The 25138-nt window shown below is 74.5% G+C and carries 22 protein-coding genes; 6 read left to right on the top strand and 16 right to left on the bottom strand.

Features of this window, described 5'->3' with window-relative positions; translation table 11 throughout:
• Nucleotide 1: 1 nt before the first annotated feature.
• Nucleotides 2–418, top strand: a complete 417-nt coding sequence (locus ACFCZN_RS08405) for a pyridoxamine 5'-phosphate oxidase family protein (protein WP_429765893.1) — start codon at nucleotides 2–4, stop codon at nucleotides 416–418.
• Nucleotides 419–436: 18 nt separating this feature from the next.
• On the opposite strand, the gene ACFCZN_RS08400 is transcribed toward ACFCZN_RS08405, so the two are convergent.
• Together ACFCZN_RS08400 and ACFCZN_RS08395 are read right to left on the bottom strand one after the other, a co-directional pair.
• Nucleotides 437–1498, bottom strand: a complete 1062-nt coding sequence (locus ACFCZN_RS08400) for a Gfo/Idh/MocA family protein (RefSeq protein ID WP_429765895.1) — start codon at nucleotides 1496–1498, stop codon at nucleotides 437–439.
• A 109-nt stretch (nucleotides 1499–1607) separates the two neighbouring features.
• Entirely contained in the window at nucleotides 1608–2066 is a 459-nt protein-coding gene (locus ACFCZN_RS08395; RefSeq protein ID WP_429765896.1) for a MarR family winged helix-turn-helix transcriptional regulator, read from the bottom strand.
• A gap of 72 nt (nucleotides 2067–2138) precedes the next feature.
• Here ACFCZN_RS08395 and ACFCZN_RS08390 point away from each other — a divergent pair, with 72 nt between their 5' ends.
• Nucleotides 2139–2345: a hypothetical protein gene (locus ACFCZN_RS08390; protein ID WP_429736341.1), complete on the top strand. Its 207-nt coding sequence runs from the start codon at nucleotides 2139–2141 to the stop codon at nucleotides 2343–2345.
• Nucleotides 2346–2367: 22 nt separating this feature from the next.
• Here the strand turns inward: ACFCZN_RS08390 and topA are convergent, their stop codons facing one another.
• The 9 genes from topA to ACFCZN_RS08345 form a co-directional block, all read right to left on the bottom strand.
• On the bottom strand, nucleotides 2368–5121 hold the full coding sequence (gene topA, locus ACFCZN_RS08385) for a type I DNA topoisomerase (RefSeq protein ID WP_430556461.1): 2754 nt from the start codon (nucleotides 5119–5121) through the stop codon (nucleotides 2368–2370).
• 134 nt (nucleotides 5122–5255) lie between these two features.
• Nucleotides 5256–6239: a phosphatase PAP2 family protein gene (locus ACFCZN_RS08380; RefSeq protein WP_429765900.1), complete on the bottom strand. Its 984-nt coding sequence runs from the start codon at nucleotides 6237–6239 to the stop codon at nucleotides 5256–5258.
• Between the two features lie 62 nt (nucleotides 6240–6301).
• A complete protein-coding gene (locus ACFCZN_RS08375) occupies nucleotides 6302–7891 on the bottom strand; it encodes a hypothetical protein (RefSeq protein ID WP_430556460.1) in 1590 nt (529 codons plus the stop codon).
• Nucleotides 7892–8073: 182 nt separating this feature from the next.
• Nucleotides 8074–9105 (bottom strand): ABC transporter ATP-binding protein, encoded by a 1032-nt coding sequence (locus ACFCZN_RS08370; RefSeq protein WP_430556459.1) that lies wholly within the window; start codon nucleotides 9103–9105, stop codon nucleotides 8074–8076.
• On the bottom strand, nucleotides 9102–10160 hold the full coding sequence (locus ACFCZN_RS08365; RefSeq protein WP_430556458.1) for an ABC transporter permease: 1059 nt from the start codon (nucleotides 10158–10160) through the stop codon (nucleotides 9102–9104). The genes ACFCZN_RS08370 and ACFCZN_RS08365 overlap by 4 nt, the downstream gene beginning before the upstream one ends.
• A 1-nt stretch (nucleotide 10161) precedes the next feature.
• On the bottom strand, nucleotides 10162–11142 hold the full coding sequence (locus ACFCZN_RS08360) for an ABC transporter permease (RefSeq protein WP_429765906.1): 981 nt from the start codon (nucleotides 11140–11142) through the stop codon (nucleotides 10162–10164).
• Nucleotides 11139–12257 (bottom strand): ABC transporter ATP-binding protein, encoded by a 1119-nt coding sequence (locus ACFCZN_RS08355; protein ID WP_430556457.1) that lies wholly within the window; start codon nucleotides 12255–12257, stop codon nucleotides 11139–11141. The genes ACFCZN_RS08360 and ACFCZN_RS08355 overlap by 4 nt, the downstream gene beginning before the upstream one ends.
• A complete protein-coding gene (locus ACFCZN_RS08350; RefSeq protein WP_430556456.1) occupies nucleotides 12257–13936 on the bottom strand; it encodes an ABC transporter substrate-binding protein in 1680 nt (559 codons plus the stop codon). Before ACFCZN_RS08350 ends, ACFCZN_RS08355 begins: the two co-directional genes overlap by 1 nt.
• A gap of 76 nt (nucleotides 13937–14012) precedes the next feature.
• Nucleotides 14013–16583, bottom strand: a complete 2571-nt coding sequence (locus ACFCZN_RS08345) for a beta-glucosidase (protein WP_430556455.1) — start codon at nucleotides 16581–16583, stop codon at nucleotides 14013–14015.
• A 100-nt stretch (nucleotides 16584–16683) separates the two neighbouring features.
• Here ACFCZN_RS08345 and ACFCZN_RS08340 point away from each other — a divergent pair, with 100 nt between their 5' ends.
• Nucleotides 16684–17331 (top strand): TetR/AcrR family transcriptional regulator, encoded by a 648-nt coding sequence (locus ACFCZN_RS08340; RefSeq protein WP_429765913.1) that lies wholly within the window; start codon nucleotides 16684–16686, stop codon nucleotides 17329–17331.
• Nucleotides 17332–17346: 15 nt separating this feature from the next.
• On the opposite strand, the gene ACFCZN_RS08335 is transcribed toward ACFCZN_RS08340, so the two are convergent.
• On the bottom strand, nucleotides 17347–18486 hold the full coding sequence (locus tag ACFCZN_RS08335) for a S1 family peptidase (protein ID WP_430556454.1): 1140 nt from the start codon (nucleotides 18484–18486) through the stop codon (nucleotides 17347–17349).
• 117 nt (nucleotides 18487–18603) lie between these two features.
• Here ACFCZN_RS08335 and ACFCZN_RS08330 point away from each other — a divergent pair, with 117 nt between their 5' ends.
• On the top strand, nucleotides 18604–20028 hold the full coding sequence (locus ACFCZN_RS08330; protein ID WP_429765916.1) for a TrkH family potassium uptake protein: 1425 nt from the start codon (nucleotides 18604–18606) through the stop codon (nucleotides 20026–20028).
• Between the two features lie 25 nt (nucleotides 20029–20053).
• Here ACFCZN_RS08330 and ACFCZN_RS08325 read toward each other — a convergent pair whose 3' ends face one another.
• From ACFCZN_RS08325 to ACFCZN_RS08310, 4 genes are all read right to left on the bottom strand, one after another.
• Nucleotides 20054–20584, bottom strand: a complete 531-nt coding sequence (locus tag ACFCZN_RS08325; protein WP_429765917.1) for a hypothetical protein — start codon at nucleotides 20582–20584, stop codon at nucleotides 20054–20056.
• A gap of 119 nt (nucleotides 20585–20703) precedes the next feature.
• Complete coding sequence (locus ACFCZN_RS08320; protein ID WP_430556453.1) at nucleotides 20704–22329, bottom strand: methyltransferase; 1626 nt, start codon at nucleotides 22327–22329, stop codon at nucleotides 20704–20706.
• Complete coding sequence (locus ACFCZN_RS08315) at nucleotides 22326–22925, bottom strand: hypothetical protein (RefSeq protein ID WP_430556452.1); 600 nt, start codon at nucleotides 22923–22925, stop codon at nucleotides 22326–22328. The genes ACFCZN_RS08320 and ACFCZN_RS08315 overlap by 4 nt, the downstream gene beginning before the upstream one ends.
• Before the next feature lie 44 nt (nucleotides 22926–22969).
• Complete coding sequence (locus ACFCZN_RS08310; protein WP_430556451.1) at nucleotides 22970–23581, bottom strand: hypothetical protein; 612 nt, start codon at nucleotides 23579–23581, stop codon at nucleotides 22970–22972.
• Between the two features lie 99 nt (nucleotides 23582–23680).
• Here ACFCZN_RS08310 and ACFCZN_RS08305 point away from each other — a divergent pair, with 99 nt between their 5' ends.
• Nucleotides 23681–24223 carry a DinB family protein gene (locus ACFCZN_RS08305; protein ID WP_429765923.1) on the top strand — a complete coding sequence of 181 codons (543 nt, stop codon included), beginning with the start codon at nucleotides 23681–23683 and terminating at the stop codon, nucleotides 24221–24223.
• Nucleotides 24224–24265: 42 nt separating this feature from the next.
• A complete protein-coding gene (locus ACFCZN_RS08300; RefSeq protein WP_430556450.1) occupies nucleotides 24266–25138 on the top strand; it encodes a hypothetical protein in 873 nt (290 codons plus the stop codon).

The following is a 25138-nucleotide window of genomic DNA, read 5'->3' as shown; positions in this document are numbered from 1 at the left end:
GATGTCCACCCAGCCGCAACCCTCCCAGACCGTGCTCAGCGAGGAAGAGTGCTGGGCGCTGCTCGCCGGGCAGAAGACCGGCCGGCTGGCCACGTCGGTGGCCGGCGAGCCCGAGATCTTCCCCGTGAGCTTCGCGGTCGCCGGCCAGCGCATCTTCCTGCGCACCCAGCCCGGCACCAAGCTCGCCGAGGTGACGATCAGCCCCCGCGTCGCGTTCGAGGCCGACGAGATCGGCGACGACGGGGCGTGGAGCGTCGTGGTCAAGGGCCGCGCGCAGGTCCTCGAGCGGGAGGAGGATCTGGAGGAGGCCCGCGCGACCGGACTCGTCAGCTACCTCGAGGACGGCAAGACCATCTGGGTCCGCATCACGCCGAGCGAGGTCTCCGGCCGCCGTCTGGTGCCGGGCGACCTGCGCTGACGGGCGCGAGCCCCCCGGTCACTCCCCCGGGTAGACGACGCCCACCTGGCGACGGACGTCGTCCATGGTGCGCATGACCTCGAGCGTGCCGTCCCACGACATCCGCGGGCTCTCGACGTCCCCCGCCGCGATCCGGCGGGCCACCTCGGCCGCCTGGTACTGCTTGCCCTCGCCGCGGAAGCCGTCGTACGCCCAGGTGGCGCCGTCGTGCCTCTCGACGGTGAACGAGGTGGGCGCGTAGAACGTGCGCGCCACCTCGATGCGCCCCTCGGTGCCCGAGATCACGGCCGTGTTGGCGGTGCGCGCCCACAGCGTGGTGGACAGCGTGGCCTGCGTGCCGCCGGGGTAGCCGAGCACCATGCCGATCTGGCCGTCGACGCCCGTCTCGGTGAGCGCGCCGACGGCGGTCACGGTCTCGGGCGCGCCGAGCAGGTCCTGCGCGAAGGAGACGGGGTAGACGCCGAGGTCCAGCAGCGCGCCGCCGGCCAGCCCGGGCGCGTAGAGCCGGTGGGCCGGGTCGAAGGGGAACTGCTGGCCGTGGTCGGCGATCACGCCGACGACGCGGCCGATCTCGCCGCGCGCGATCACGCCCCGCAGCGCCGCGACGTGCGGCAGGAACCGCGTCCACATCGCCTCCATGACGAAGACGCCGGCCTCGCGGGCGGCGTCGAGCACCTCGCGCGCCTGCGCCGCGTCCTGGGTGAAGGCCTTCTCGACGAGCACGTGCTTGCCCGCGCGGATCGCCAGCAGCGCGTGCTCGTGGTGGTGCGAGTGCGGCGTCGCGACGTACACGACGTCGACGTCGGGGTCGGTCACCAGGGCGTCGTAGTCGCCGTGCGCCCGGGCGCCCGGGGCGTGCGCGGCGGCGAACGCCTCCGCCTTGGCGACGTCGCGCGAGCCCACCGCGACGACGGCCGCCGCCGTGTGCTGCCGGACGCCGTCGGAGAACGACCCGGCGATGTTGCCGGCGCCGAGCACGCCCCAGCGCACGGCCGGCGCGGTCCGCGGGTCGGGCACCGTCCCGGCGAGGTCGTCGGTGGTGAGGCCGGGCGCGAACGAGGCAGGTGTGACGTCGGTCATGGCCGACACGGTACCCGCCGGGGCGCGAGGTCGAGGCGAGCGCTCGAAGTCGATGTCACGGACTTCGACCTCGAGCCTCCCGCCTCGACCTCGGCGGGACGTCTCGATCTCATGCGGGGGCGCCGAGCGACGCCGCGACCACCCGGTTCGCGACGTCGCGCACCTGCTCCAGCTCGACCAGGCTCAGCCCGCTCGCCGCGACCACCTTCGCCGGCACCTCCTCCGCCCGGTCCCGCAGCGCGCGGCCGGGGGTGGTGAGGTGCAGCTCGACGACGCGCGCGTCGCCGGAGCCGCGGCGCCGCTCCAGCAGCCCCTGGCGCTCCAGCCGCTTGAGCAGCGGCGAGAGGGTGCCCGGGTCGAGCAGGAGCCGTGCGCTCAGCCCGGTGACCGTCGTCGTCGCGCCGGCGCGGTCGTCCTGCCACAGCCCGAGCATCACGAGGTACTGCGGGTGGGTGAGACCCAGCGGCTCGAGGATCGGGCGGTAGATCGACACCATCGCCCGGGCGGCCGCGGAGAGCGAGAAGCACACCTGCGCCTCGAGGCGCAGCGGGTCGGCGGGCAGGTCCATGCGCCCACCCTACGGTTCGACATATAGTTGGCGCACCAATGGTTGGCCCACCAAGTTTTGCGAGGGAGTGTCATGGCACGCCGCGAGGACGACGACCGGACCTGGGGCATGAAGGTCACGGAGAGCCTGCTGCGGTTCTTCGGGCCCGCGTCCATCCGGCGCACGCCGCCGATCCCGCCGAGCGCGGAGGACCTGGCCCGGGACGCCGCGCTCCGCAGCTCGCTGCAGCGCGTCACGCGCCCCGACGGCCACGTGTACCTCGTCGAGCGCAAGGACTGACCCCCGCCCTCGTGGCGGGGCGCTACTTCTTGGCGGTGGACTTCTTCGCCGCGGGCTTCTTCGCGGCCGGCTTGCGCGTCGTCGTGCGCTTCTTGGCCGGGCCGGCGGCCCGCTTCTCCGCCAGGAGCTCGATCGCCCGCTCGGGCGTGATGCTCTCGGGCGTCAGGTCGCGAGGCAGCGTCCGGTTGGTCTCGCCGTCGGTGACGTACGCGCCGAAGCGGCCGTCCTTGACCACGATCGGCTTGCCGCTCGTCGGGTCGTCGCCCAGCTCACGCAGCGGCGGGGTGGCCGCGCGGGCGCCCCGGCCGCGCTTGGGCTCGGCGTAGATCTTCAGCGCCTCGTCCAGCGTGATCGTGAAGAGCTGCTCCTCCGACGCGATGGTCCGCGAGTCCGTGCCCTTCTTGAGGTACGGGCCGTAGCGGCCGTTCTGCGCGGTGATCTCGTCGCCCGACTCCGGGTCGGTGCCGACCACGCGCGGCAGCGACAGGATCTTCAGGGCGTCGTCGATCGTCACCGTCTCAAGCGTCATCGACTTCAGCAACGACCCGGTGCGCGGCTTCGGCTGCGCGGCCTTCGCCTTCTTCTGCGCCGCCGCCGACAGGCTCGGGTCGATCTCCGGCAGGTCGAGCACCTCGGTCACGTACGGGCCGTAGCGGCCGTTCTTCGCGATGATCTCGGTCCCGGACACCGGGTCGGTGCCGAGCACCTTGCCGTCCTCCGCGCCCGCGGCCAGGAGCTCGCGCGCCTTCGCCACCGTGAGCTCGTCGGGGGCGACGTCGTCGGGGATGGACGCGCGCGGCGGGTTCTCCCCCTCCGCCACCTCGGCGCCCAGGTCCTCGACGTACGGGCCGTACCGGCCCACGCGCACGCGGATGCCCTCGCCGATCTCGACCGAGTTGATCGCCACGGGGTCGATCTCGCCGAGGTTCTCCACCAGCTCGTGCAGGCCCCAGCCGGTGCTGTCGCCCGAGCCGTCGCCGAAGTAGAACCGCGTCAGCCACGCCACGCGGTCGCGGCTGCCCGACGCGATCTGGTCGAGGTCGGCCTCCATCTCGGCCGTGAAGTCGTAGTCGACCAGCCAGCGGAAGTGCTCCTCGAGCAGCCTCACGACGGCGAACGCGAGCCACGTCGGCACCAGCGCCTGGCCCTTGGTGCGCACGTAGCCGCGGTCCTGGACCGTCGAGATCGTCGCCGCGTACGTGGAGGGGCGGCCGATGCCGAGCTCCTCCAGCGCCTTGACCAGCGACGCCTCGGTGTAGCGGGCGGGCGGGGTGGTCGAGTGCCCCTCGGCGGCGAGGTCGTCGCCGCGCAGCGGGTCGCCCTCGGCCATGCGCGGCAGCCGCGCGTCCTTGCCCGACGCGCCGGCGCCGTCGCCCTCGGCGACGTCCGTGCCCTCCTCGTACGCGGCCAGGAAGCCGCGGAAGGTGATGACGGTGCCGGACGCCGAGAACACGGCGTCGCGGCCCGCGAGCCCGCCCGCGGCGTCGGCCAGCGAGGCCGCGAGGCGCACGGACGCCGTCGACCCCTTGGCGTCGGCCATCTGCGAGGCCACGGTGCGCTTCCAGATCAGCTCGTACAGCTTGAACTGGTCGCCGGAGATCTCGCGGGCCACCTGGGCGGGGGTGCGGAACGAGTCGCCCGCGGGGCGGATCGCCTCGTGCGCCTCCTGCGCGCCCTTGTTCTTGGAGGCGTACAGGCGCGGGGCGCCCGGCACGTACTCCGGGCCGTACAGCTCGGCCGCCTGCCGGCGCGCGGCGTCGGTCGCCTCCGCGGACAGCGACGGCGAGTCGGTCCGCATGTAGGTGATGTAGCCGTTCTCGTACAGCGCCTGCGCGGTGCGCATCGCCTGGCGCGCGCTCATGCGGAGCTTGCGGCCGGCCTCCTGCTGCATCGTCGAGGTGGTGAAGGGGGCGGCAGGCTTGCGGGAGTACGGCTTGGTCTCGAGCGACCGGACGGCGAAGGCGGCGTCCGCGAGGCCCGCGACGACGGCGCGCGCCGACGCCTCGTCGAGCTGGACCACACCGGTGCGCACCTTGAGGCGGCCGCGGTCGTCGAAGTCCCGGCCGGACGCCACGCGGTCGGGCCCGAGGCCGGTGAGGCGGGCGCGGAACGCCTGCCCGGCGTCGTCGCCCTCGGTCGGCGCGAACTGCCCGGTGACGTCCCAGTAGTCGGCGGGGACGAACGCCATGCGCTCGCGCTCCCGCTCCACGACGAGCCGCGTCGCGACGGACTGCACGCGGCCCGCGGACAGGCCCTGGCGCACCTTGCGCCACAGCACCGGCGACACCTCGTAGCCGTACAGGCGGTCGAGGATGCGGCGGGTCTCCTGCGCGTCGACGAGGTCCTCGTCGAGCTCGCGGGTGTTCTCCAGCGCACGCAGGATCGCCTCGCGGGTGATCTCGTGGAACACCATCCGCTTGACCGGCACCTTGGGCTTGAGCTCCTGGATGAGGTGCCAGGCGATGGCCTCGCCCTCGCGGTCCTCATCGGTGGCGAGGTAGAGCTCGTCGGCCTCCTTGAGGGCCTTCTTCAGCTCGCGGACCTTCTGCTTCTTGTCCGCGTGCACCTCGTAGTAGGGGTCGAAGCCGTTGTCGACGTCGACGGCGAACTTGCCGTACGGGCCCTTCTTCATGTCCGTCGGCAGGTCGCGCGGCTGCGGCAGGTCGCGGATGTGCCCGACGCTCGCCTCGACCTCGAAGTCGTCACCGAGGTAGCCCTGGATCTTGCGGGCCTTGGTGGGCGACTCGACGATCACGAGCTTGCGTGGCTGGGGCATCCGTTCCTGCTTTCCCTGGTGCTGCGGCGGTGCGGGCGGCGTGCTGCCGAGGTGGTGATGGTGGCCGGCCGACCGGTCATGTCACGGTACGACATCTGCTCGTCACTTCCCCGACACGGCCGCCGGGCGGCACTCTACCGAGACGTGCGGCGGGGCTGCGCGGTGAGCTGGCGGAGCACGAGCAGCGCCGCGAACGCCGCCGCGGTCACCGCGAGCACGCCCAGGGCGCCCGCCGCGTACGCGGTGAGGTCCGGCGACAGGGGCACCGGGTCGCCGTTCGTGACGAGCCCCACCAGCGTGCCCCCGGAGACGACGACGCCGACCGCCGACGCGGCCAGCAGCAGGCCCGCGACGACGTACGACGCGGGCGCCGCGTACGAACCGCCCGGGCGGCGCGGCTCGTCCGTCGACGACGCGGGCGTGAATGCGCACACGGCGGCCCCCCACGCCAGGACGACGAGCAGCGCGGCGACGACGTCCGACGGGCGGTGCCACTGCCCCACGAGCGTCGAGACGCCGGTCGCCGCCGTGTAGGCGGCCCCGAGGATCGCGACCACCGGTCGCCAGGCCCGCGGCGTGACGAGCAGCAGCGCGACCGACACCGACGCCGCGACGGTGGTGTGCCCGCTGGGCAGCGTGTTGGGCCCGGTCCACCCGGGGAGCAGCTCGGGCCGGTCGAGGACGCCGTGCTTGAGCACCTGCGTCGTGACGTTCGCACCGCCCACGAGCACCGCGACCTGCAGCGCCAGCGCCCAGCGGCGCCGCACCAGGGCGACGAGCATCGCCGCCCCGACCCCCGCGACGACGAAGGCCACGGAGACGACGTCGAGCACCGGCTCGGCGACGCGCCACAGGCGACCCTGGCCGTGCGTGGCGCCGAGGAACGCGAGCTCGTCGACCCGCTGGCCGGCCGTGGTGCCGACGAAGAGCCGCCAGGTGAGCCACACCCCGAGCGCGGCGAGGACGGCGACCACCGCGGCCGCGACCCGCGGCGCGGTCCGCGCCTGCGGGACGGCCCGCGGTCCGCGCCACGCGCCGACCGGCAGGATCGGCGCACCGACGCCCGCCGTCCCCTGCGAGGGGGTCGGCGGCGTCTGAGGGCGCGTCTCCGTGAGCACGGGACCACGCTACCGACTCCGGTGTGTCGGAAACGTATGCGCGGGGTGGGGACCTCTCAGCGCTACGGGGCGGTGTGCCGCAGGGTGACCGTGTTGGAGAAGACCTGGCGGACGTTGGGGTCCTTGGGGATGTACTCGACCTTGATGAAGGACTTCCCGGGCGAGCCCGCCAGCAGCACCCCGGGCACCCGGATGGTCCGCCGCCCGTCGTCGACCTTCCACGACCAGTTGGTCCAGCAGCCGGCCCACCTGGAGTGGCGCGACTGCGGGTCGCGCGTCCAGAGGCACAGCCGGCCCCGCTCCGGGAGGCCCGCCGTCGTGACCGTGACGGTCGCGCGGACCGACCGCCGGTCCGACCAGTCGGCGGGGAAGGATCGACGGTCCATGCGGAAGGTGACCTTCGGCCGCGCCTCGGCGACCTTCTGGCTCCAGGACCGCTGCGACCGCTCGAAGGTGGACGGCCCGACGTACTTGACCACCATGGACTGCCTGTCGCCGCCGTGCGGTTCCACCCGGGTGGCGGGGACGTACAGGGACGCCTTCCCCTTGGCGAGCGTGCCGGTGCGCAGCTTCTTGCCGTACGACCACAGCTCGACCCGGCCCGTCGGCGTGGCGCCGGGCGACGAGACCGTCACGGCGATCCGACGCCCCTTGCCGTAGGTCCACGTCTTCCCGGTCGACACCGCGACGGACGTGGCGCGCGGGCGGACGTCGAGCGCGTGCCACCGGTCGACGCGCTCCTCGTACTCCGGGGCGCCGTCGAACTCGACCGCCAGGAACGAGTCGCCGAACGCGAGCCGGCTCGCCGGGAACCGCAGCGTCGCCTTCCCGCCCACCACGGCGGCGGAGGCCAGCGATTTCCCGTCGCTGCTGCGCGTGACGGACACGCGCCCACCGGGCGTCCCGAGCGTGGACGTGACCCGCACCGGCACGACGACGTCGGAGCCGTAGCGGACCGAGGACGGCACCGTGGCCTTCACCGTGACCGGCTTGCTCGTGGCGTGCACCCGGGCACCCCAGCTCGACACGGGGTCCCCCGCGGCGGTCGTGTGCTGGAACCGGAGGGTCCGCCAGCCGGGCACCTCCGTTCCGTCGAGGGCGAACGCGGCGACACCGTCGACCAGCGGCGCCGACCGCTCCACGCCGCCGCCGAGGTCGACCGTCACCGCGCCCTCCCTCGGCTCGTCCGTGCCGGTGAGGTCGAAGCGGAGCGCGTGCGCGTCGCCGTAGTACCACTCCGTCGCGCTCAGCACGGGGCTCGTGGGCTCGACGACCTCGACCACGACCGAGCCGGTCGAGCGGACGGGGTACTGCCCGGTCTCCGGGTCGACGCCCGCGGACGTGTCGACATGCCCCGCGACGACGCGGAGAGGGCCGGGTCTGAGGTCGGCACTCGAGATCACGATCGTGGCCCGGCCGTCCGTCAGCGGTGCGCGTGCACCCGAGCCGGCCGCCAGCCAGGAGACCTGCCCGACGCCGGGTGCCCCGTCCCGGGTCACGCTGACCTCGAGGGTGATGTCCTGCCCCCGCCACCACCGCTCGTGGACGGGCGCGACGACCGTGCTGTCCTGCTCGACGTCGGCCACGGCCGTCGGCACCGCCAGCCCGGTCGACATCAGGGCGAGCGTCAGCATCGCGCCGATCGCCCCCATCCTCCGCCGCACTCCTGCGCCCACGCGCACACCACCCTCCGTCGAGACTGCGTGGAACATAGCGGCAGGTCAGGCGCCGATCTAGCCCTCCAAGGGCACCTTTTGCCCAGTTTGCCGAACTTCATACGCCCCTGGGGTATCTCGTCGGCGGGCGCAGGCCGCCGCGGGCGGCGACGGAGGGTTCAGCGCGCGAGCTCCGGCGGCAGGCCGGACGACGCGCCCACCAGGTCGGCGTCGTGCAGGTGGCACGCGACGCGCCGGTCCTCGCCCGTGCTCGGCGGCCCCAGCACGGGGCGCACTTGCCGGCACACGTCCATCGCGTGCGGGCAGCGCGGCGCGAAGGGGCAGCCGGCGCCGAGCCGCTGCAGGTCGGGCGGGGCGCCGGGGATGCCGGACAGCTCGCGCCGGGGGCCGTGCAACGGCGGGAACGACCCGAGCAGCCCCGACGAGTAGGGGTGCCGGGGCCTGCGGTAGACCTCCTGCGCGGTGGCCTCCTCCACGATCTCCCCCGCGTACATGATCGCGATGCGGTCGGCGACCTCGACCAGCAGGGAGACGTCGTGGGTGATGAGCACGACGGAGAACCCGAGCCGGTCGCGCAGCTCCATGATCTGCTCGAGGATCTGCCGCTGCATGACGACGTCGAGCGCCGTCGTCGGCTCGTCCATGAGCAGCACCTGCGGCTCCAGGGCGAGCGCCATCGCGATCATCACGCGCTGCCGCATGCCGCCGGACAGCTGGTGCGGGTACGCGCGGAGGCGGTCGGCGGAGATGCCGACCATCTCGAGCAGCTCCGCGGCCCGCGCCTCGAGGTCCCGGGGCGACAGCCCGGGCCGGTGTGCCCGGATGCCGTCGGTGAGCTGCCGCCCGATCCGGAAGACCGGGTTGAGGGAGCTCATCGCGCCCTGGAACACGATGGCGACGTCGCGCCAGCGGGCGGCGCGCAGCTGCGCGTCGGTGAGGCCGAGGACGTCGCTGCGCCGGCCGTCGCGGTCGGTGAGCCACACCTCCCCGCCGGTGATGAGGCCGGGCGGCGGCAGCAGCCGGGTCGCGGCGTACGCGAGGGTCGACTTGCCGCAGCCCGACTCCCCCGCCAGCCCCAGCACCTCGCCGCGGTGCAGCGTGAGGTCGACGCCGCGCAGCACGTGCGTCGGGTCGTCGCCGAAGCCGTAGTCCACGTGCAGGTCGCGGATCTCCAGCACGGGCTCGCTCATCGTTCCTCCTCGGTGTGCGGTGCGTGGTGCAGGGCGGGGCGCCCGACGTCGCGCACCCCGGGCCCCGTCGGCCTCACCACCGGGGTGAAGCCGACGCGCGGGCGGATGCCGCGGCGGCGCAGGGTGCGGGCGTGCATGCCGGTGCTGCGCAGGCGCGGGTTGACCAGCTCGTCGATGCCGAAGTTGATCAGCGTGAGCGCCATGCCGAGCAGGGCGATGCACAGGCCGGCGGGGACGAACCACCACCAGGCGCCGCGCTGCAGCGCCAGGTTGTTCTGGGCCCAGAACAGGATGGTGCCCCAGTTCCACTCGCTCACCGGCGTGATGCCGATGAACGCGAGGGTCACCTGGCTCAGGACGGCGAACGTCACGGTGCCGACGAAGCCCGCCGCGATGATCGCCGTGAGGTTCGGCAGCACCTCGGCCAGCACGATGCGCCACGTGCGCTCGCCCGTGGCCCGCGCGGCCTCGATGAAGTCCCGCTTGCGCAGCGACAGGGTCTGAGCGCGCAGCACGCGCGCGCCCCAGGCCCACCCGGTGACGCCGATGACGAGCGCCACCGTGATGCCGCCGGCGCTGGGCAGCTGCGCCGCGATGATGATGATCAGCGGCAGCTGCGGGATGACGAGGAACACGTTCGACAGCGCCGAGAGCCCCTCGTCGCCGAGGCCGCCGACGAACCCGGCCGTCACGCCGACGATCACGCCGAGCGCGGTGGCCCCGAGCCCGGCGACCAGCCCGACGACGAGCACGCCGCGCGTGCCGACGATGATCTGGGACAGGATGTCGCGCCCGGTGTGGTCGGTGCCGAGCCAGTGCGCGCCGGACGGCGGCTGCAGCAGCGCTGTGCTCACCTGGTCCGGGTCGTAGGGCGCGATCCACGGCCCGACGACGGCAAGGATCCCGAAGAAGACGAGGATCACGATGCCGACGAGCGCCTTGGAGTTGCGCAGGAACAGCAGCCGCGGGCGCCGGCCGGGGCGCGCGACGCCCTGCCCGACGTCGTCGGGCCCCGTGGGTGCCGCGACCTCGATCGCGGTGGTCGATGTGGCCATGTCAGCCCTCCTGCCGGGTGCGGGGGTCGAGCGCCGCGTACGCCAGGTCGGCCACGAGGTTGGCGACCAGCACGGACAGCGTGATGACGAGGAAGCAGCCCTGCATCAGCGGGTAGTCGTGGGTGGAGACCGCCTGGTAGAGCGTGTAGCCGATGCCCTGGTAGCTGAAGACCATCTCCATGACGAGCGTGCCACCGACGACGAAGCCGAGGGCCAGGGCGAAGCTGGAGACCTGCGGCAGGATCGCGTTGCGCGCCGCGTACCCCACGACGACCGCCCGCGCGGGCAGCCCCTTGGCGTGGGCCACGGTGACGTAGTCCTCGCTGGAGACGGTGACCATCATGTTGCGCATCCCGAGGATCCAGCCGGAGATCGACGACACGACGATGGTCAGCGCCGGCAGCGTGCCGTAGTAGATCACCGAGCCGACGAACTCCCAGCTCAGCGACGGCACCATGCCGCGGTCGTAGCTGCCGTTCGACGGGAACCAGCCGAGGTTCACGGCGAACACCGCGATGGCGATGAGACCGAGCCAGAAGTACGGCACGGCGGAGAAGAACGTCGTGATCGGCAGCAGCGAGTCGGCCCAGGTGCCGCGCCGCCAGCCGATGCCGGTGCCCACGGCCGTCCCGAGCAGGAACGCGATGACCGTGGCGATGCCCACGAGCCCGACCGTCCACGGCAGGGCCTGCGTGACGATGTCGGCCACCGGTGTCGGGAAGTGGGTGAAGCTCAGCCCGAGGTCGCCGTGCAGCAGCATCTGCCAGTAGTGCACGTACTGGTCCCACAGGGACATGTCCTGGTCGAGCCCGAACAGGACGCGCAGCGACTCCTCGGCGTTCGAGTCGATCCGGCCCTGCATGCGCCCCATGAGGGCGGTCACCGGGTCGCCCGGCAGCAGGCGCGGCACGAAGAAGTTGATGGTGATCGCGGCCCAGGCGGTGAACAGGTAGAAGGCCGCGCGGCGCAGGACGAACCTCATGCGTCCCCTCCCGTCGGCGTCGCGGTCCGCGGCACGGCCGGGGCGTCGGCGCGGTCGGCGTAGCCCCAGCAGGCGGCCTGCCGCGGCTCGCCGCCCGCCCCGTGCCCGACGTCGAGCAGGGGCGGCGCCTCGGCGGCGCACAGGTCGGTGGCGAACGGGCAGCGCGGGTGGAAGCGGCAGCCCGACGGGGGCCGCACCAGGCTGGGCGGCTCGCCGCGCGGGGCGCCCGCGGGCCGCTCGGCGAGGTCCTCGGGGTCGGGGGCGGACGCCAGGAGCAGCCGTGTGTACGGGTGCTTCGGGTCCTGGGTGACCGACTCGCTGTCCCCCGACTCCACGACGCGCCCCGCGTACATCACGAGGGTGGTGTCGGCGAAGTACCGCGCGGAGGCGATGTCGTGCGTGATGTAGAGGATGGCCAGGTGCAGCCGGTCGCGGAGGTCCGCGAGCAGGTTGAGGATCCCGAGCCGGATGGACACGTCGAGCATCGAGATCGGTTCGTCGGCCAGCAGCACCTCCGGCTCGGCGGCGAGCGCCCGCGCGATGGCGATGCGCTGGCGCTGCCCGCCGGACAGCTCGTGCGGGTACTTGTCGACGTACCGCTCGGCTGGCGTGAGGTGCACGCGCTCGAGCAGCTCGGCGAGCGCCCGCTCCAGCTCGTCCCCGCGCAGGCGGCCGCGGTGGATGCGCAGCGCCCGGGTGAGCGTGTACCGCACGGGGTGCACCGGGTTCAGGGACGCGAAAGGGTCCTGGAAGATCATCTGGACGCGGTTGACGTAGCGGCGGAAGGCGCGCCGTCCGCGCGCCCGCGCGTCGGTACCGCCGAGCAGCAGCCGTCCGGCGGTGGCGGGCTGGAGCTGGGCGAGCAGCCGCGCCACGGTCGACTTCCCGGAGCCGGACTCGCCGACGAGGGCCACGACGCGGCCGGCGTGCAGAACGAGGTCCACGCCGTCGACGGCGTGCACGACGGCGCCGCGCCCGGAGCCTCGGCCGCCGCCCTTGACCGGGTAGTGCTTGGTGAGCCCGACGGCCTCGAGCACGGGCGCGCCGGGGTCGGTGCGGGGGGTGCCCCCCGGGGCGCCGGCCGGCGCCCCGGGGGTGGTGGTGTGGAGGGACATCAGGACGCGGGCTCCAGGTGCATGACGATCTGGGCCGCCTGGACCCCGGTGGGCTGCGGCTGGTTGTACGGGTCGTCCTCCGACGGCCAGCCGACGTAGTTCAGCGAGGAGTACTGCGCGGTGGCGGGTCGCGACCAGATCGGGATGGCCGGCACCTGCTCCACGTAGACCTGCTGGATGGTGTCCATCGCGGCCTCGCGCGCGGCGTCGTCGGTCGCGGCCGCGTAGTCGGCGAACGCCTTCGTCGCGGCGTCGTCCTGGAAGCGGCCGAAGTTCCACGTGGCCGGCTCGCCGAGCTTCTTGTACTGCGCGCCGTCGAACTGGTCGGAGTACATGTCCCAGGGGGTGGCGCCGCCGTCGGTCCAGTGCAGCGTGGCCTGGAAGTCGCCCGGCGGGACGACGTCGGCGAACCAGCCGTCCTGGTTCACCGGGTTGACCGTGGCGTCCACGCCGAGCGTCGCGGCCGCGTTCTTGATGAGGTCGAGCGCGGTGAGGTAGTCGTTCCAGCCGGCCGGGTCGGTGAGCTCGAAGATGACCTTCTCGCCGTCCGGGTCGACGAGCTTCTCGCCCTCCCAGGTGTAGCCGGCGTCGGTCAGCAGCGCCTTGGCCCCCTCCACGTCGACGGCGAGGTCGGCGTCCGCGTAGGCGTCGGAGAGGTACGGCTCGCCGGCGGGCAGCGGCAGGCCGGTGGCGTTGGTCAGCGGGGGGTTGACGCCGGAGGTGGCGACGTCCACCAGCTCCTGCCGGTCGATCACCATGTTGAGCGCCCGGCGGAAGGCGACGTCGTCGAACGGCTTCTTCTCGTTGTTGAGGAAGAGCGCGTCGATGCCGAGGCCCGCCGCCGCGTACTGGTGGTAGTGCTCCGGGTCCTGCGCGATGTAGACGTTCTCGTAGTCGGCGATAAACGTCCAGCCCCACTGCGCCTCGCCGGTGGTGAGGGCCGTGGTGAGCGCATTGTTGTCGTTGTACGACGAGTACCGGATCTCGGGGACCTTGGGCTGGCCGCCCCAGTAGTCGTCGCGCGCCGTGACGGTCGCGGCCTGCGGCGTCCACGACTCGAGCGTGTACGGGCCGGTCCCGACCGGCTCGGTGTTCGTGAAGGTCGTCGGGTCCTCGACGTCCTTCCACAGGTGCTCCGGGACCATGAGCAGGTCGTAGAGCTTGGACTGGTTGACGTACTGCGGGGCCGTGAACGACACCGTCGCCGTCGTCCCGTCGGACTCGACCTTGTCGTACGGCAGCGCGGCCGCGTTGAGGCCCTCGTGGTCGATGCGCAGCTGGATCGAGAACGCGACGTCGTCGGCGGTGAAGTCCTCGCCGTCCGACCAGGTCACGCCCGACCTCGGCGTGATCACTGCCTGCGTGTAGTCCTCGTTCCACTCGATCTTCTCGGCCAGCCAGGGCTGCGGGTCCTCGGACGGCTTCGCCTGGTTGCGCATCATGAGCGGCTCGTAGATGACGAACGCGTAGCCGAGCGAGAGCGCGGACGAGCCGGTCGCGAACGGCGACTGGTTCTCCGTCTGCACACCGTTGGGCATGCCGACGGTCAGGGTCTCGGTGCCGACGCCGCCGGAAGAGGCGGACGGGCTGTTCCCGCCGGTGCCGCCGCCACACGCCGCGGCCAGCATGGCCACGACCGCGGCGCTCGCGACCGCCGTGCTGAGCTTGCGGATTCTCACGGTGTGCCTCCTTGCACGAGCCCCGCCGCCGATGGCGGGGCGCTGGGTGGGTGATCGGGTGATCCGTGCTGGATGGTCAGGACTGGGTGTCGGGCGCGACGACGAGGTCGACGTCGAGCCGCGGGTCGCGCACCGACCGGCCCGCGGTGAGCCGGTAGGTGCCGGGCGGGGTGGTCCAGCCGCCGGCGGCGGTGTCCCACGTCTGGAGGGCGCGGCGCGGCACGCGCACCTCGGCGGTGGCGCGCTCCCCCGGCACGGCGTCGACGACGGCGAAGCCGCCGAGCCAGCGCACGGGCCGTGCGGGATCGGTGTCCGCCGTGCCGGGCGGCGGGGTCACGTAGACCTGCACGACCTCGCGCCCGGGCCGCGCGCCGGTGTTGCGCACCGTCACACGCACGACGACGTCCGCGTCGCCCGGGGCGAGCCCGGGGGCGGCGAGGCCCGCGGCCTCGTAGTCCCACGTCGTCCAGCCGAGGCCGTGGCCGAAGGGGGCGGCGGGCGCCGGGCCACCGGGGCCCGTGCCGGCACCGAGCCGCCGCTCCCAGGCCCGGTAGCCGACGTCGAGCCGCTCGGCGTACTCGACGACGCCGGCGACGGGGATCGCGTGCGGCACCGGGACGTCCTCGGCGCGCGCGGGCAGCGTCCACGGCAGGCGGCCGGACGGCTCGGTGACGCCGGTGAGCACGTCCGCGAGCCCGGTGCCCGCCTCCTGGCCGGGCAGCCAGGCCCACAGCACCGCGGGGGCCTCGTCGTACCAGGGCAGCAGCACGGGCGCGCCCGCGTTGACGACGACCACCGTGCGCGGGTTGGCGGCCAGCACGCGCCGCACCAGCTCGTCCTGGTTGCCGGGCAGCGCCAGGTCGGCACGGTCGTAGCCCTCGGACTCGACCTCGGGCGTGGTGCCCACGACGACGACGGCGACGTCCGCCTCCCGGGCCGCGGCGGCCGCGGCCGCCAGCTCGTCCTCGGCCGACGGGCCGGGCAGACGGTGCACCAGCGCACCGCGCACGAACCGGTCGTAGCCGACGGGGTGCACCACCTGAAGCTCCGCCTCCAGCAGGGCGCCGCCGGCGCCGCCCTCGACGGCCAGCGTCGCGGCGAGGGGGTGGTTGTGGCCCGAGGCGAGGATGACGTCCTCGTCGACGACGACGTCGCCCGCGGACGCCGTCCGGCCGTCCACCGTGACCCGGTGCACGCCCACCGTGCCGACCCCCAGCTCGTGGGTGCCCGGCTCGTCGGTGCGCACGTGGGCGGTGAGCCGCAGGGTGGCGTCGTCGGGGCCGACGTCGGCGCACCAGCCGTCCCAGGCGGTCCGGGTCTCGGCGCGGCGCACGGTGCCGTCGGCCCCGAGCCACTCCAGCCGCACGCCGGGCGCGCCGGTCACGGGGTCGGTGCAGCGGGCGAGGTCGACGGCCGGCGGGTTGCGCAGCACGCGCGACCCTGCGACGACGTCCACGACCGCTCGCGCCGGGAGCGCGTCGCGCAGCGCGTCCGCGGGGTAGGTGAGGCGGTCGGGCACCACGAACGACGAGCCCCCGCCCTGGAAGAACGGCTCCATCGCGTGCGCGCCGAGCAGGGCGACGCGCAGCGGGACGGCGCCGTCGTCCGCGTCGACCAACGGCACCGTGCCGTCGTCGTCCTTGAGCACGACGACGGAGCGGGCGACGAGCTCGCGCAGCAGCGGCGCCGGGTCCTCGGCCGCGGCCGCCGGGACGGCGCCGCCGCCGCCCGGCAGCGGGAGCCGCCCGACGCGGTGCGCGAGACGCAGCAGCCGGCGCACCTTGTCGTCGAGCTCGGCGACCGTCACCTCGCCGGACCGGACGGCGTCGAGCAGGCCGTCCCCCCACGGCCCGTCCGGGCCGGGCATCTGCAGGTCGAGCCCGCCGCGCGCGGCCGCGGCCACCGACTGCGTGGCCACCCAGTCGCTCACGACCAGACCGTCGAAACCCCACTCGTCCTTGAGCACGCCGGTGAGCAGGGGGCGGTGCTCGAGGGCGGGCGCGGCGGTGCTGCCGTCGTCGACCCCGCTGTACGCGCCCATGACGCTCCACGCACCGGCGGCGACGAGCCGCTCGAACGGCGCCAGGTACACCTCGCGCAGCGTCCGCTCGTCGACGCGGGCGAGGTAGCGGGTGCGGTCGGTCTCGGAGTCGTTGGCCACGTAGTGCTTCACGCACATCCCGACGCCCCGGTCCTGCGCCGCGCCGACGAGCGCGACGGCGACCTCGGCCGTGAGGTGCGGGTCCTCGGAGTAGCACTCGAAGTGCCGACCGCCGACGGGCGTGCGCTGCAGGTTGACCTGCGGCGCCAGGACCATGTCGACCCCGTGCCGGCGGGCCTCCGCCGCGAACAGCTCCCCCGCCCGGCGCGCGAGGCGGACGTCCCACGTGGCCGCGAGCGCCGACGGCGCGGGCAGCATCGCGGAGGTGCCGCGGCCGTACGGGTCGCGCACCCCCACGGGACCGTCGGACATGACGACGGGCTCGAGCCCGATCCGCTCGACGGCGCGGGTCGCCCACATGGACGCGCCGACGACGAGGGCGGCCTTCTCGTCGACGCCGAGGAGGTCGACGAGCGCGTCGATCTGCCCGTCGGCGCTGGCGTCGGTACTGGCGTCGGTACTGGTGACAGCGGTCTGCGATGACACGCGGCGGTACTCCCTCGTCCTGGTCGGCGTCGACTGCGCCCAGTGAAGCACAGTTACTGACAGGTAAGTAAGTATCGCAAGGTCACAGTATGGTGACGCCATGGCAGACGGCAGCACCCCGCGACGGACCCGCCCCTCGAAGGCGGAGCGGCGCGAGGAGATCCTCGCGGCGGCGACGCGCGTGTTCGGCTCGAAGGGCTACCACGCGGGGTCGCTCGTCGACGTCGCGGAGCAGGTGGGCATCACCCACGCGGGCGTGCTGCACCACTTCGGCAGCAAGGACAAGCTCCTGTGGGCGGTGCTGGAGTACCGCGACCGGGTGGACGTCGAGCACCTCGAGGGGCAGCACATCCCCGGCGGGCTCGACCTGTTCCGGCACCTGATGACCACCGCGCGGATCAACGCCGACCGGCGCGGCATCGTGCAGGCCTACTCGGTGCTCACCGGCGAGTCCGTCACCGACGGGCACCCGGCGGCCGCGTGGGTCACGGAGCGCTTCACGGTGCTGCGCGGCGAGATCGCCACGGCCCTCCTGCAGGTGGCGCAGGAGCGCGGCGTGGCGCTCGAGGAGGCCCGGGCCCGCAGCGCTGCGAGCGCCGTCATCGGCGTCATGGACGGCCTGCAGGTGCAGTGGCTCCTGGACCCGGACGCCGTCGACCTCGCGCAGGAGACGGCGTTCGCGATCGAGGCGATCCTCGCCGCCGTCCTCGCCGGGCCGGCCGCCCCGCGCGTCGTCCCCGCGGGATAGAGAATCTCGCGGCGGTCAGCCGGTCACCAGGGTGAGGTCGTAGGCGTCGAGGATCTCGCCCACGGGCTGGAAGAACGTCGTGCCGCCGGACGTGCAGTCGCCGGAGCCGCCCGACGTCACGCCCTGCGCCTGGTCGCCCGCCAGCAGCGAGCCGCCGGAGTCGCCCGGCTCCGCGCACACGTCGGTGCGGATGAGCCCGTCGACCGTGCCCTCGGCGTAGGAGACCGAGACGTCGAGCGCCTCGACCGTGCCGCAGTGCCAGCCCGACGTGGATCCCGACCGGCACACCTGGGCCCCCACCGGCGCCGGCTCGGCGCCCGCGACGGCGACCTGGCCGCCGGCCCAGTCGTTCACGGCACCGACGGGCGTGCTGCCGGGCCCCACCTGGACGTACCCGTAGTCGTCGCCGGGGAAGCTCGACCCGGCGAACGTCCCCTCCGGCTGCGACGTCGGGTCGCCCGCGGAGCCGCAGTGCCCCGCGGTGACGAAGCCGTCGGTGACGGCGAAGCCCACCGAGCAGCGCGACGCCCCGTCGATGTAGTACGCGTTGCCGCCGACGACGTCGTCCAGCACGCGCGGCCGTTCGGTCGTCGTGCTCACCGTGACGGCGCCGCTCGGCACGCCCGCGGCGGCCAGCGCGTCGTCGACGCCGGCCCGGGCGTCCGAGCCCGCCAGCGTCTCGACCACGAGCGTGTTGTCCCGCACGTCCACGTGCCAGCCGGTCACGCCGGCGGCCGCGGCGGCGTCGTCGCCCAGGTCCGCGGCCCAGCCCTCGAGCTGGTCGAGCGAGTACCGGGCGTCGACGGCCCGGCCGCCCGCCGCCCGCACCGCGGCGTCCGCGGCACCGCTCGTCGTGGCGACGTACAACCGGTCCCGCTCCGGGTCGAGCCAGGTGCCGGCGAAGTCGTCACCGAGCTGCTCCCGCAGCCGGTCCTGCGCGGCCGCGGCGTCGTCCTGGAAGTCGAGCCGTTCGACGGCGCGCTCCCTCGACACGCCGAGGTCGTCCGTCATGGCCTGCAGGAGCCCCGCCGGATATCGGTCCGCGCCCGCGACGTCGTCGGGGTCCGGACCGGCGGCCTGGGCCGTCGCCGCGGTCGCCGCGAGCGTGAGCCCGGCGGCCGTGGCGGCCATCGTCCTGAAGGTCGTGCGTCTCATCGGAGAATTCCTTCCGTCAGGTACCGGACGGTTGCCCGGCGCACCACACGCTACGGGGACGACCAGCCCCCGGCCAGGGCGCGCCCAGGCTGCCGCGCGGGTGCACACTGATCCGTTGTGCACCCGATCCCGTGGCTGCGCCCGCACCGGGTGCCCGCGAACTCCCCCACGTCGCCCGCGAGCCTGCGCCGCCGCCCGGCCCAGGTGGTCACCCTCGCCTTCCTCGCGACGATCGCCACCGGCACGGCCCTGCTGAGCCTGCCGGTCAGCGCCACGGGGAGGAACGCGAGCTTCGTCGAGGCCCTGTTCACCGCGACGTCCGCAACCTGCGTGACCGGGCTGGCCGTCGTCGACACCGAGACGTTCTGGACGCCGTTCGGGCAGGTCGTGATCCTGCTGCTCATCCAGGTGGGCGGGTTCGGGGTCATGACGCTGGCGTCGCTGCTCGGCCTGCTGCTGACCCGTCGCCTGGGGCTCAGCACCCGGCTGGTGGCGACCGAGTCGACGCGGTCCGTCGGGATGGGCGACGTGCGACGCGTGCTGCTCGGGGTGCTGCGGTTCACGGTCGTGACGGAGCTGGTGGTGGCCGCGGTGCTGACGGCGCGGTTCGCCGCCGCCTACGACGAGCCCCTCGGCCACGCCGTCTGGTCGGGCGTCTTCCACGCCGTGTCCGCGTTCAACAACGCGGGCTTCTCGATCTACAGCCAGAACCTCGTGCCGTTCGTCGCCGACCCCTGGGTGTGCCTGCCGATCTGCGCCGCGATCATCATCGGCGGCCTCGGCTTCCCCGTGCTGCTCGAGCTGTGGCGCCTGCACCGCACCCGCCGGACCGAGGAGGGCCCGACCGACCTCGCCCGGCTGTCGCGCTGGAGCGTGCACACGCGGCTCACCGTGCTGATGACGGCGGTGCTGCTGGTGGTGGGCACGCTGTTCTTCCTCGCGGCCGAGTGGCGCAACCCCGGCACCTTCGGCCCGCTCGACCCGCCGGCGAAGGTGCTGGCCGCGTTCACGCAGGCGGTGATGCCCCGCACCGCCGGCTTCAACTCCGTGGACCTGTCGCAGGCCAACAACGGCACCTGGTTCTTCACCGACATGCTCATGTTCGTCGGCGCGGGGTCGGGCGGCACCGCCGGCGGCATCAAGGTGACGACGTTCGCCGTCCTCGCCGTCGCGATCTGGTCGGAGCTGCGCGGCGACCCCGACGCCACGCTCTGGGACCGGCGCCTCACGCCCAGCACCCAGCGGCAGGCGCTCACCGTCGCGCTGGTCGGCGTCGCGGCCGTGGTGGTGCCGACGCTCGCGATCACGCTCTCCACCAGCCTGTTCACGCTGGACCAGGTGCTGTACGAGGTGATCTCGGCGTTCAGCACCACCGGCCTGTCCACCGGGATCACCGCGGACATGCAGCCCTGGCACCAGCTGGTGCTCGTGGCCCTGATGTTCCTCGGCCGGCTCGGGCCCATCACCCTCGGCACCGGCCTCGCGATGCGCGACCGCCAGCGCCTCTACCGGCGCCCGGAGGCGGCCGTCGTCATCGGCTGACGACCGCCCCGGGCCTCGGAGGGCGTCAGCAGTGGGTGCCGGCGTACGTGCCGACGGCCTGAGCGGACTCCTGGAACTCCGAGCCGGTCATCGCGGACATGGCGTCCTGCAGCTTCGTCATCGCCTCGGCGTCGGTGGGGTCCTCGGCCGCGGCGCTCAGGCCGTCCGTCGCGGTGCGGAACGACGTGGTCAGCGTCTCCCAGTCGTCGGCGATCTCGGCGGGCGGCTCGCCCACGCCCTCGAGCGTGGTGGTGAGCTCCTCGAGCTTGTCGACGGTGGGCTGCAGGTCGGCGGGGTCGACGTCGCCCATCGCCGAGGACGCCTCGGTGAGGGCCTGGACGGCGCCGCACACGTCGCCGCCGGCCGCCTCGTCGGCCGGGGCCTCCTCGGCGGGGCTCTCCTCGGCCGGGCTCTCCTCAGCCGCCTGCTCCTCGGCGGCGGGCGTGCCCTCGCCGGAACCCGAGTCTCCCGAGCCGCTGCAGGCGGCCAGGCCGAGGGAGAGCAGGGCGGCGGCGGCCACGGCGGCGGCACGGGTCATGGTCAGTCGGTTGCGCATGGTGACCATGGTGACCGACCGGCGTCGCTCACGCGCCCCGGCACGACGGGGAGAGCTCCCCATGTGGCACAGCCCACGGACGGCAGGCTCCCAGGCGGGGAGGTCGGCCCGTCGGGAGGTCAGTCGGCAGGACGGAGGAAGCCGTCGCGCACCAGGCCGCGGACGGCGGGCAGCAGCTCGGAGCGCAGGTCGTCGGCGGGGACGTCGAGCAGCGCGCCCAGCGCCCCGACGATCTGCCCGACGGCGAGCTCGCCGTCGCACACCCCGACGAAGGCCGCGAGGCCGGTGGAGGCGTGCACCCCGCGCCCCAGCCCGTCGCCCTGCCGGATCACGACGACGTTCGGGTCGGCCTGCCCGGGCGTGTGGAACCGCTCCTCGGTGACGTCGTCCGCCGCCGCGAGGTGGGCCTCGGCCAGCGCGGCGTCGTCGCGCGCCTCGAGCCAGTCGTGCGCCGCGAGCGACGCCGCGACGTGCGCGCCGAGCGGCTGGTGCACGGACCCGGTGTGCTCCTCGAGGCGGCGCAGCGTGGGGCGCGCGCCGCCCGTGGGCCGGCGGAGGGTGACGATGCCGAAGCCGACGGCCTCGACGTCGCGGGACGCGAAGTCGTCGAGCCACGCGCCGTAGGCGGCGGCCCAGGCGCCCGGCTCGCGCTCGGGGGTCGTGCCACCGTCGCGGATCCACGTCTCCGCGTACTCGGCCGGGTCGAGCACCTCGCGCTGGATCACCCAGCCGTCCAGGCCGGCCGCGTCGAGCCAGGCACCCACCCGCTCGTCCCACGGCTCGCCGCGGCGGTGCTCCCAGTTGCCCAGCAGCTGCGCGACGCCGCCCGGCGCGAGCACGCCGCCGACGTCGCGCACCAGGTCGCGCACCAGGTCGTCGCCCGAGCGGCCGCCGTCGCGGTACTCGTAGTCGCCCAGCGCCTCCGCCACCGCGGCGCCCGCCGCGCCGGCGTGCGGGGTGATGACGAACGGCGGGTTGGAGACCACGAGGTCGAAGCTCTCCCCCGCCACCGGGTCGAGCATCGACCCGTGCCGCAGCGCGACATCGACCCCCTCCGCCGGGGTGTTGAGCACGAGGTTGAACCGGGCGAAGCCCAGCGCCCGCCGGGACAGGTCGGTCGCCACGACGTGGCGGGCGTGCCGCGCCGCGTGCAGCGCCTGGATGCCGCAACCCGTGCCGAGGTCGAGCACGCGACCCACGGGCGTGCGGGCCGTGACCTGGGCCAGCGTCGTCGAGGCGCCGCCGGCGCCCAGCACGTGGTCGGTCGCGAGTCGGCCGCCCGTGGCCAGCTCGGCGAGGTCGCTCGCCAGCCACCACGACGCGTCGCCGGCCGCGTCGACGGCGGCGTACGGACGCAGGTCGACGACGGCGCGCACGGCGTCGTCGTCACCCTCGCCGGCGGCGGCCACCAGGCCGAGGCGCGCGGCGCCGGCGGTGCCGAGGCCGGGCAGCGCGCGGTCGAGCGCCGCGCGCGGCACGTCGTCGCCGAGCAGGAAGAGGCGGGCCAGCGCCGCGCGCGGCTCGTGCGCGGCGGCGACGTCCGCGAGGGCGCGGCGGGCGGGCACGGTCTGCTCGCGGTGCAGCGCCGCGGACGCGACCTCGCCCAGCACCTCGCCCACGCCGTCGACGGTGTAGCCCGCCGCCGTCAGGCCCGACCGCAGCGCGTCGACCAGGGGCGCGGCGTGCCCCGCCGCGCCGGGCACGGGCGCCGAGGCAGGTGTCGAGGCAGTGCCGCGCGTCGTCATCGGCCCGCGCACTCCGTCGACAGGAACACGGTGATGTCCTTGGCCGCGGCCGTGGCGGCGGCGGTGTCGTCGGCCGTGATCGCGCCGGCCATCGCGGTGCTGACCGCGTCCGCGTCGTCCTCGTCGACGTCGTCGAACGCCGTCTCCGCGCTGCCCAGGTAGTCGGCCATCACGCCCCAGGGCTTCGCCACCCCCTCGGGCGCCTCCACCGCGGCCATCGCCTCGTCCGCGGTGCGGAAGCTCTGCACCAGCGCGCGCGGATGCTCGGGGCTGAGGTCCACGAGCGCGCGGTTCGTCGTGGACCAGGCCTGCTGCAGCCCCGCGCACGTCTCGTGGTCGAGGCCGGACTCGTCCTTGCCGCCGTCCGTCGCGTCCGCGCTCGGGTCGGGCGACGCCGACCCGGAGTCCTTCGACCGGCTCGGCTCGCCCTCGACGCCCATCGAGAGGTCGCCCGGGATCGAGACCGCCGGGGCGGGCTCCGCGACCGGCTCCGCACCGCCGTCGGACTGCCCGCAGCCCGCCAGCGCGGCCCCCGTCACGAGCATCCCCACGACGACGACCGGGAGCTGGCGGGGCAGGAGGCGGGCACGGCGCATCCCCCTATGGTGCGTCACCCGCCCGCGCGCGCGGAAATCACCGCTCAGCCGGCGGGCGCGTCACCCTGGGGGTCGTCGTCCGTGTCGTCCCCCGCGTCACCCTCCGCGTCGGTCGGCGCGTCGGCCGCGCCGCAGCCGGCCTTGAGGTAGGTCGTGACGCGGTTCGACGCGGCCGTCATCGCCGCCGTGTCCAGGTCCGCCAGCGCGTCCGCGACGGCGGACGCGACCTCGCCCTCGCCGGCCGCCTCGATCTCGTCGGCGACCGCGCCGACGTAGGTCGCGACGGTGAGCCAGTCGTCCCGCACCTCCGTGGGCGGACGGACCTCGGCGAGCGCGTCGCGGGCACCCACGAAGCCGCGCCGCAGCGTGGCCGGGTCGTCGGCCGTCATCCCGATCTGCAGGGACGCCGACCGCGACCATGCGGCCTGCACCACCGGGCACTCGTCGGGCGGGCCGGCCGCGAGGACGGCCTCCGCGGGGGCGCCCGCGTCCGCCACGAAGCCGGCCGCCACCCCGACGCCGAGCCCCAGGAGCAGGGACAGCGCGCCCGCCGCGGCGAGGGAGGACCGACGGCGCCAGGGCCCCGGCACCGGTCGCCTCAGGCGACCGACCAGGCCGCGCGAGGCGCCGGGAGCGCGTCTCGTCCTGGCCCTCATGCTGCCGAAGGGTACCGGGAGAGCGCCCGGCGCCGGAACGTCGCCGCAGGTGGGAGGGCGCCGCTTGACCCGTGGCGGGCGTTCGGCCAGATTACGCGCGTGACCTCTACCACGCCCGGCCTGTGGGTGCATCCCGAGAATGACCCGCGAGCGACGGGCGTCGACCCGGTCGGTGAGAAGGAGACCCTCTGGGAGTACCTCTGCCGCTACCGCATGACCCTGGTCATGAAGTGCGAGGGCCTCGACGCCTCCCAGCTCGCGCGCCGCGCCGTGCCGCCGTCGACCCTCTCCCTGCTCGGGCTCGTCCGGCACCTCGCGAACGTCGAGCACCACTGGTTCCGCAGGGTGCTGCAGAGCCGCGACGAGCGCGGCCCGTTCGAGCTGCCCGGCTACCCCGACGTCGACTTCGACGGCGCCCTCCCGGACGCGACCTGCGTCGAGGAGGCGTGGGACGCCTGGCACCGCGCCGTCGAGGTCGCCGACGACTGCTTCGCCGGCGAGGACCTGGGCCGCGAGGTGCCCTACGACGGCGGCACCGTCGAGGCGCGCGACGTGCTGCTGCACGTGCTCGAGGAGTACGCCCGGCACATGGGCCACGTGGACCTGCTGCGCGAGTGCATCGACGGGCGCACCGGGCTGTAGCCCGCGCTGTGGCCCCGCCCGGGGCCGCGTAGCGTGCCGACCATGGCGGGTGTGCGGAGCTTCCTCAGCGGCGTCCTGGTCCTGCTCGCGGTGCTGGCGGCGGTGGTCACGGTGCCCGCCCGGTACGTCGAGGGCACGCTGCTGGACACGGAGGCGTACGTCGCGGCGACGGCGCCGCTCGCGGACGAGATCACCACGCAGGACGCCGTCGCCGAGGCGCTGACCGGCACCGTGGTCGGCCAGATCGACTCGGGGGTGCTCGCCGGCGCGCTGCGGCCCGTGATCGGCGAGGTGGCGGACCTCTTCGTCCGCTCCGACGCCTTCCCGCCCGCGTGGGAGGAGGCCACCCGGCAGGGGCACGCCGCGACCGTGGCGGTGCTGCGCGACGAGAGCGACGTCGTCGACGCCGCGGACGGCGTGGTGACGCTGCCCCTCGACCCGTTCCTGGAGTCGATCGGTCAGGCGCTGCGCGACCGGGGGCTGCCCGTCCCCGAGGGCTTCGCGTCGACCGGCGCGGACGTCGTCCTGTACGCGTCCGACGACCTCGCCACCGCCCAGTCGGCCGTCGCCGTCCTGGACCGGTGGACCCCCTGGGCGCTGCCGGCGACGGTGCTGCTCGCCGTGCTGGCGGCACTCGCCGCCCGGCCGGGCCGGCGCCTGCGCACGGTCGCCGCCACGGGGGCGCTGACCGCCGTCGCGATGCTGGTGCTCCTCGTGCTGCTGCCGGAGGCCGTGCAGGCGGGCTTCGCCGGGCTCGACGTCGGCGAGGCGGGACGCCAGGTGCTGGACGACACCGTCGACGCCCTGCTGGTGCCGCTGCGCACCCAGCTGTGGTGGGCGTTCGGGATCGCCGCGGCGGTGGGGGTCGGCGCGGGGGTCACAGCAGGCGTGCTGCGCCGCGGCCGCGCGGCCTGA

Origin of the sequence: Isoptericola sp. NPDC056134, assembly GCF_042264825.1 — a bacterium.
In the GTDB taxonomy this organism is placed as follows: Bacteria; Actinomycetota; Actinomycetes; order Actinomycetales; family Cellulomonadaceae; genus Isoptericola; species Isoptericola nanjingensis.
The sequence above is the reverse complement of the archived record's forward strand: the minus strand, read 5'-3'. Positions and strand labels throughout refer to the sequence as shown.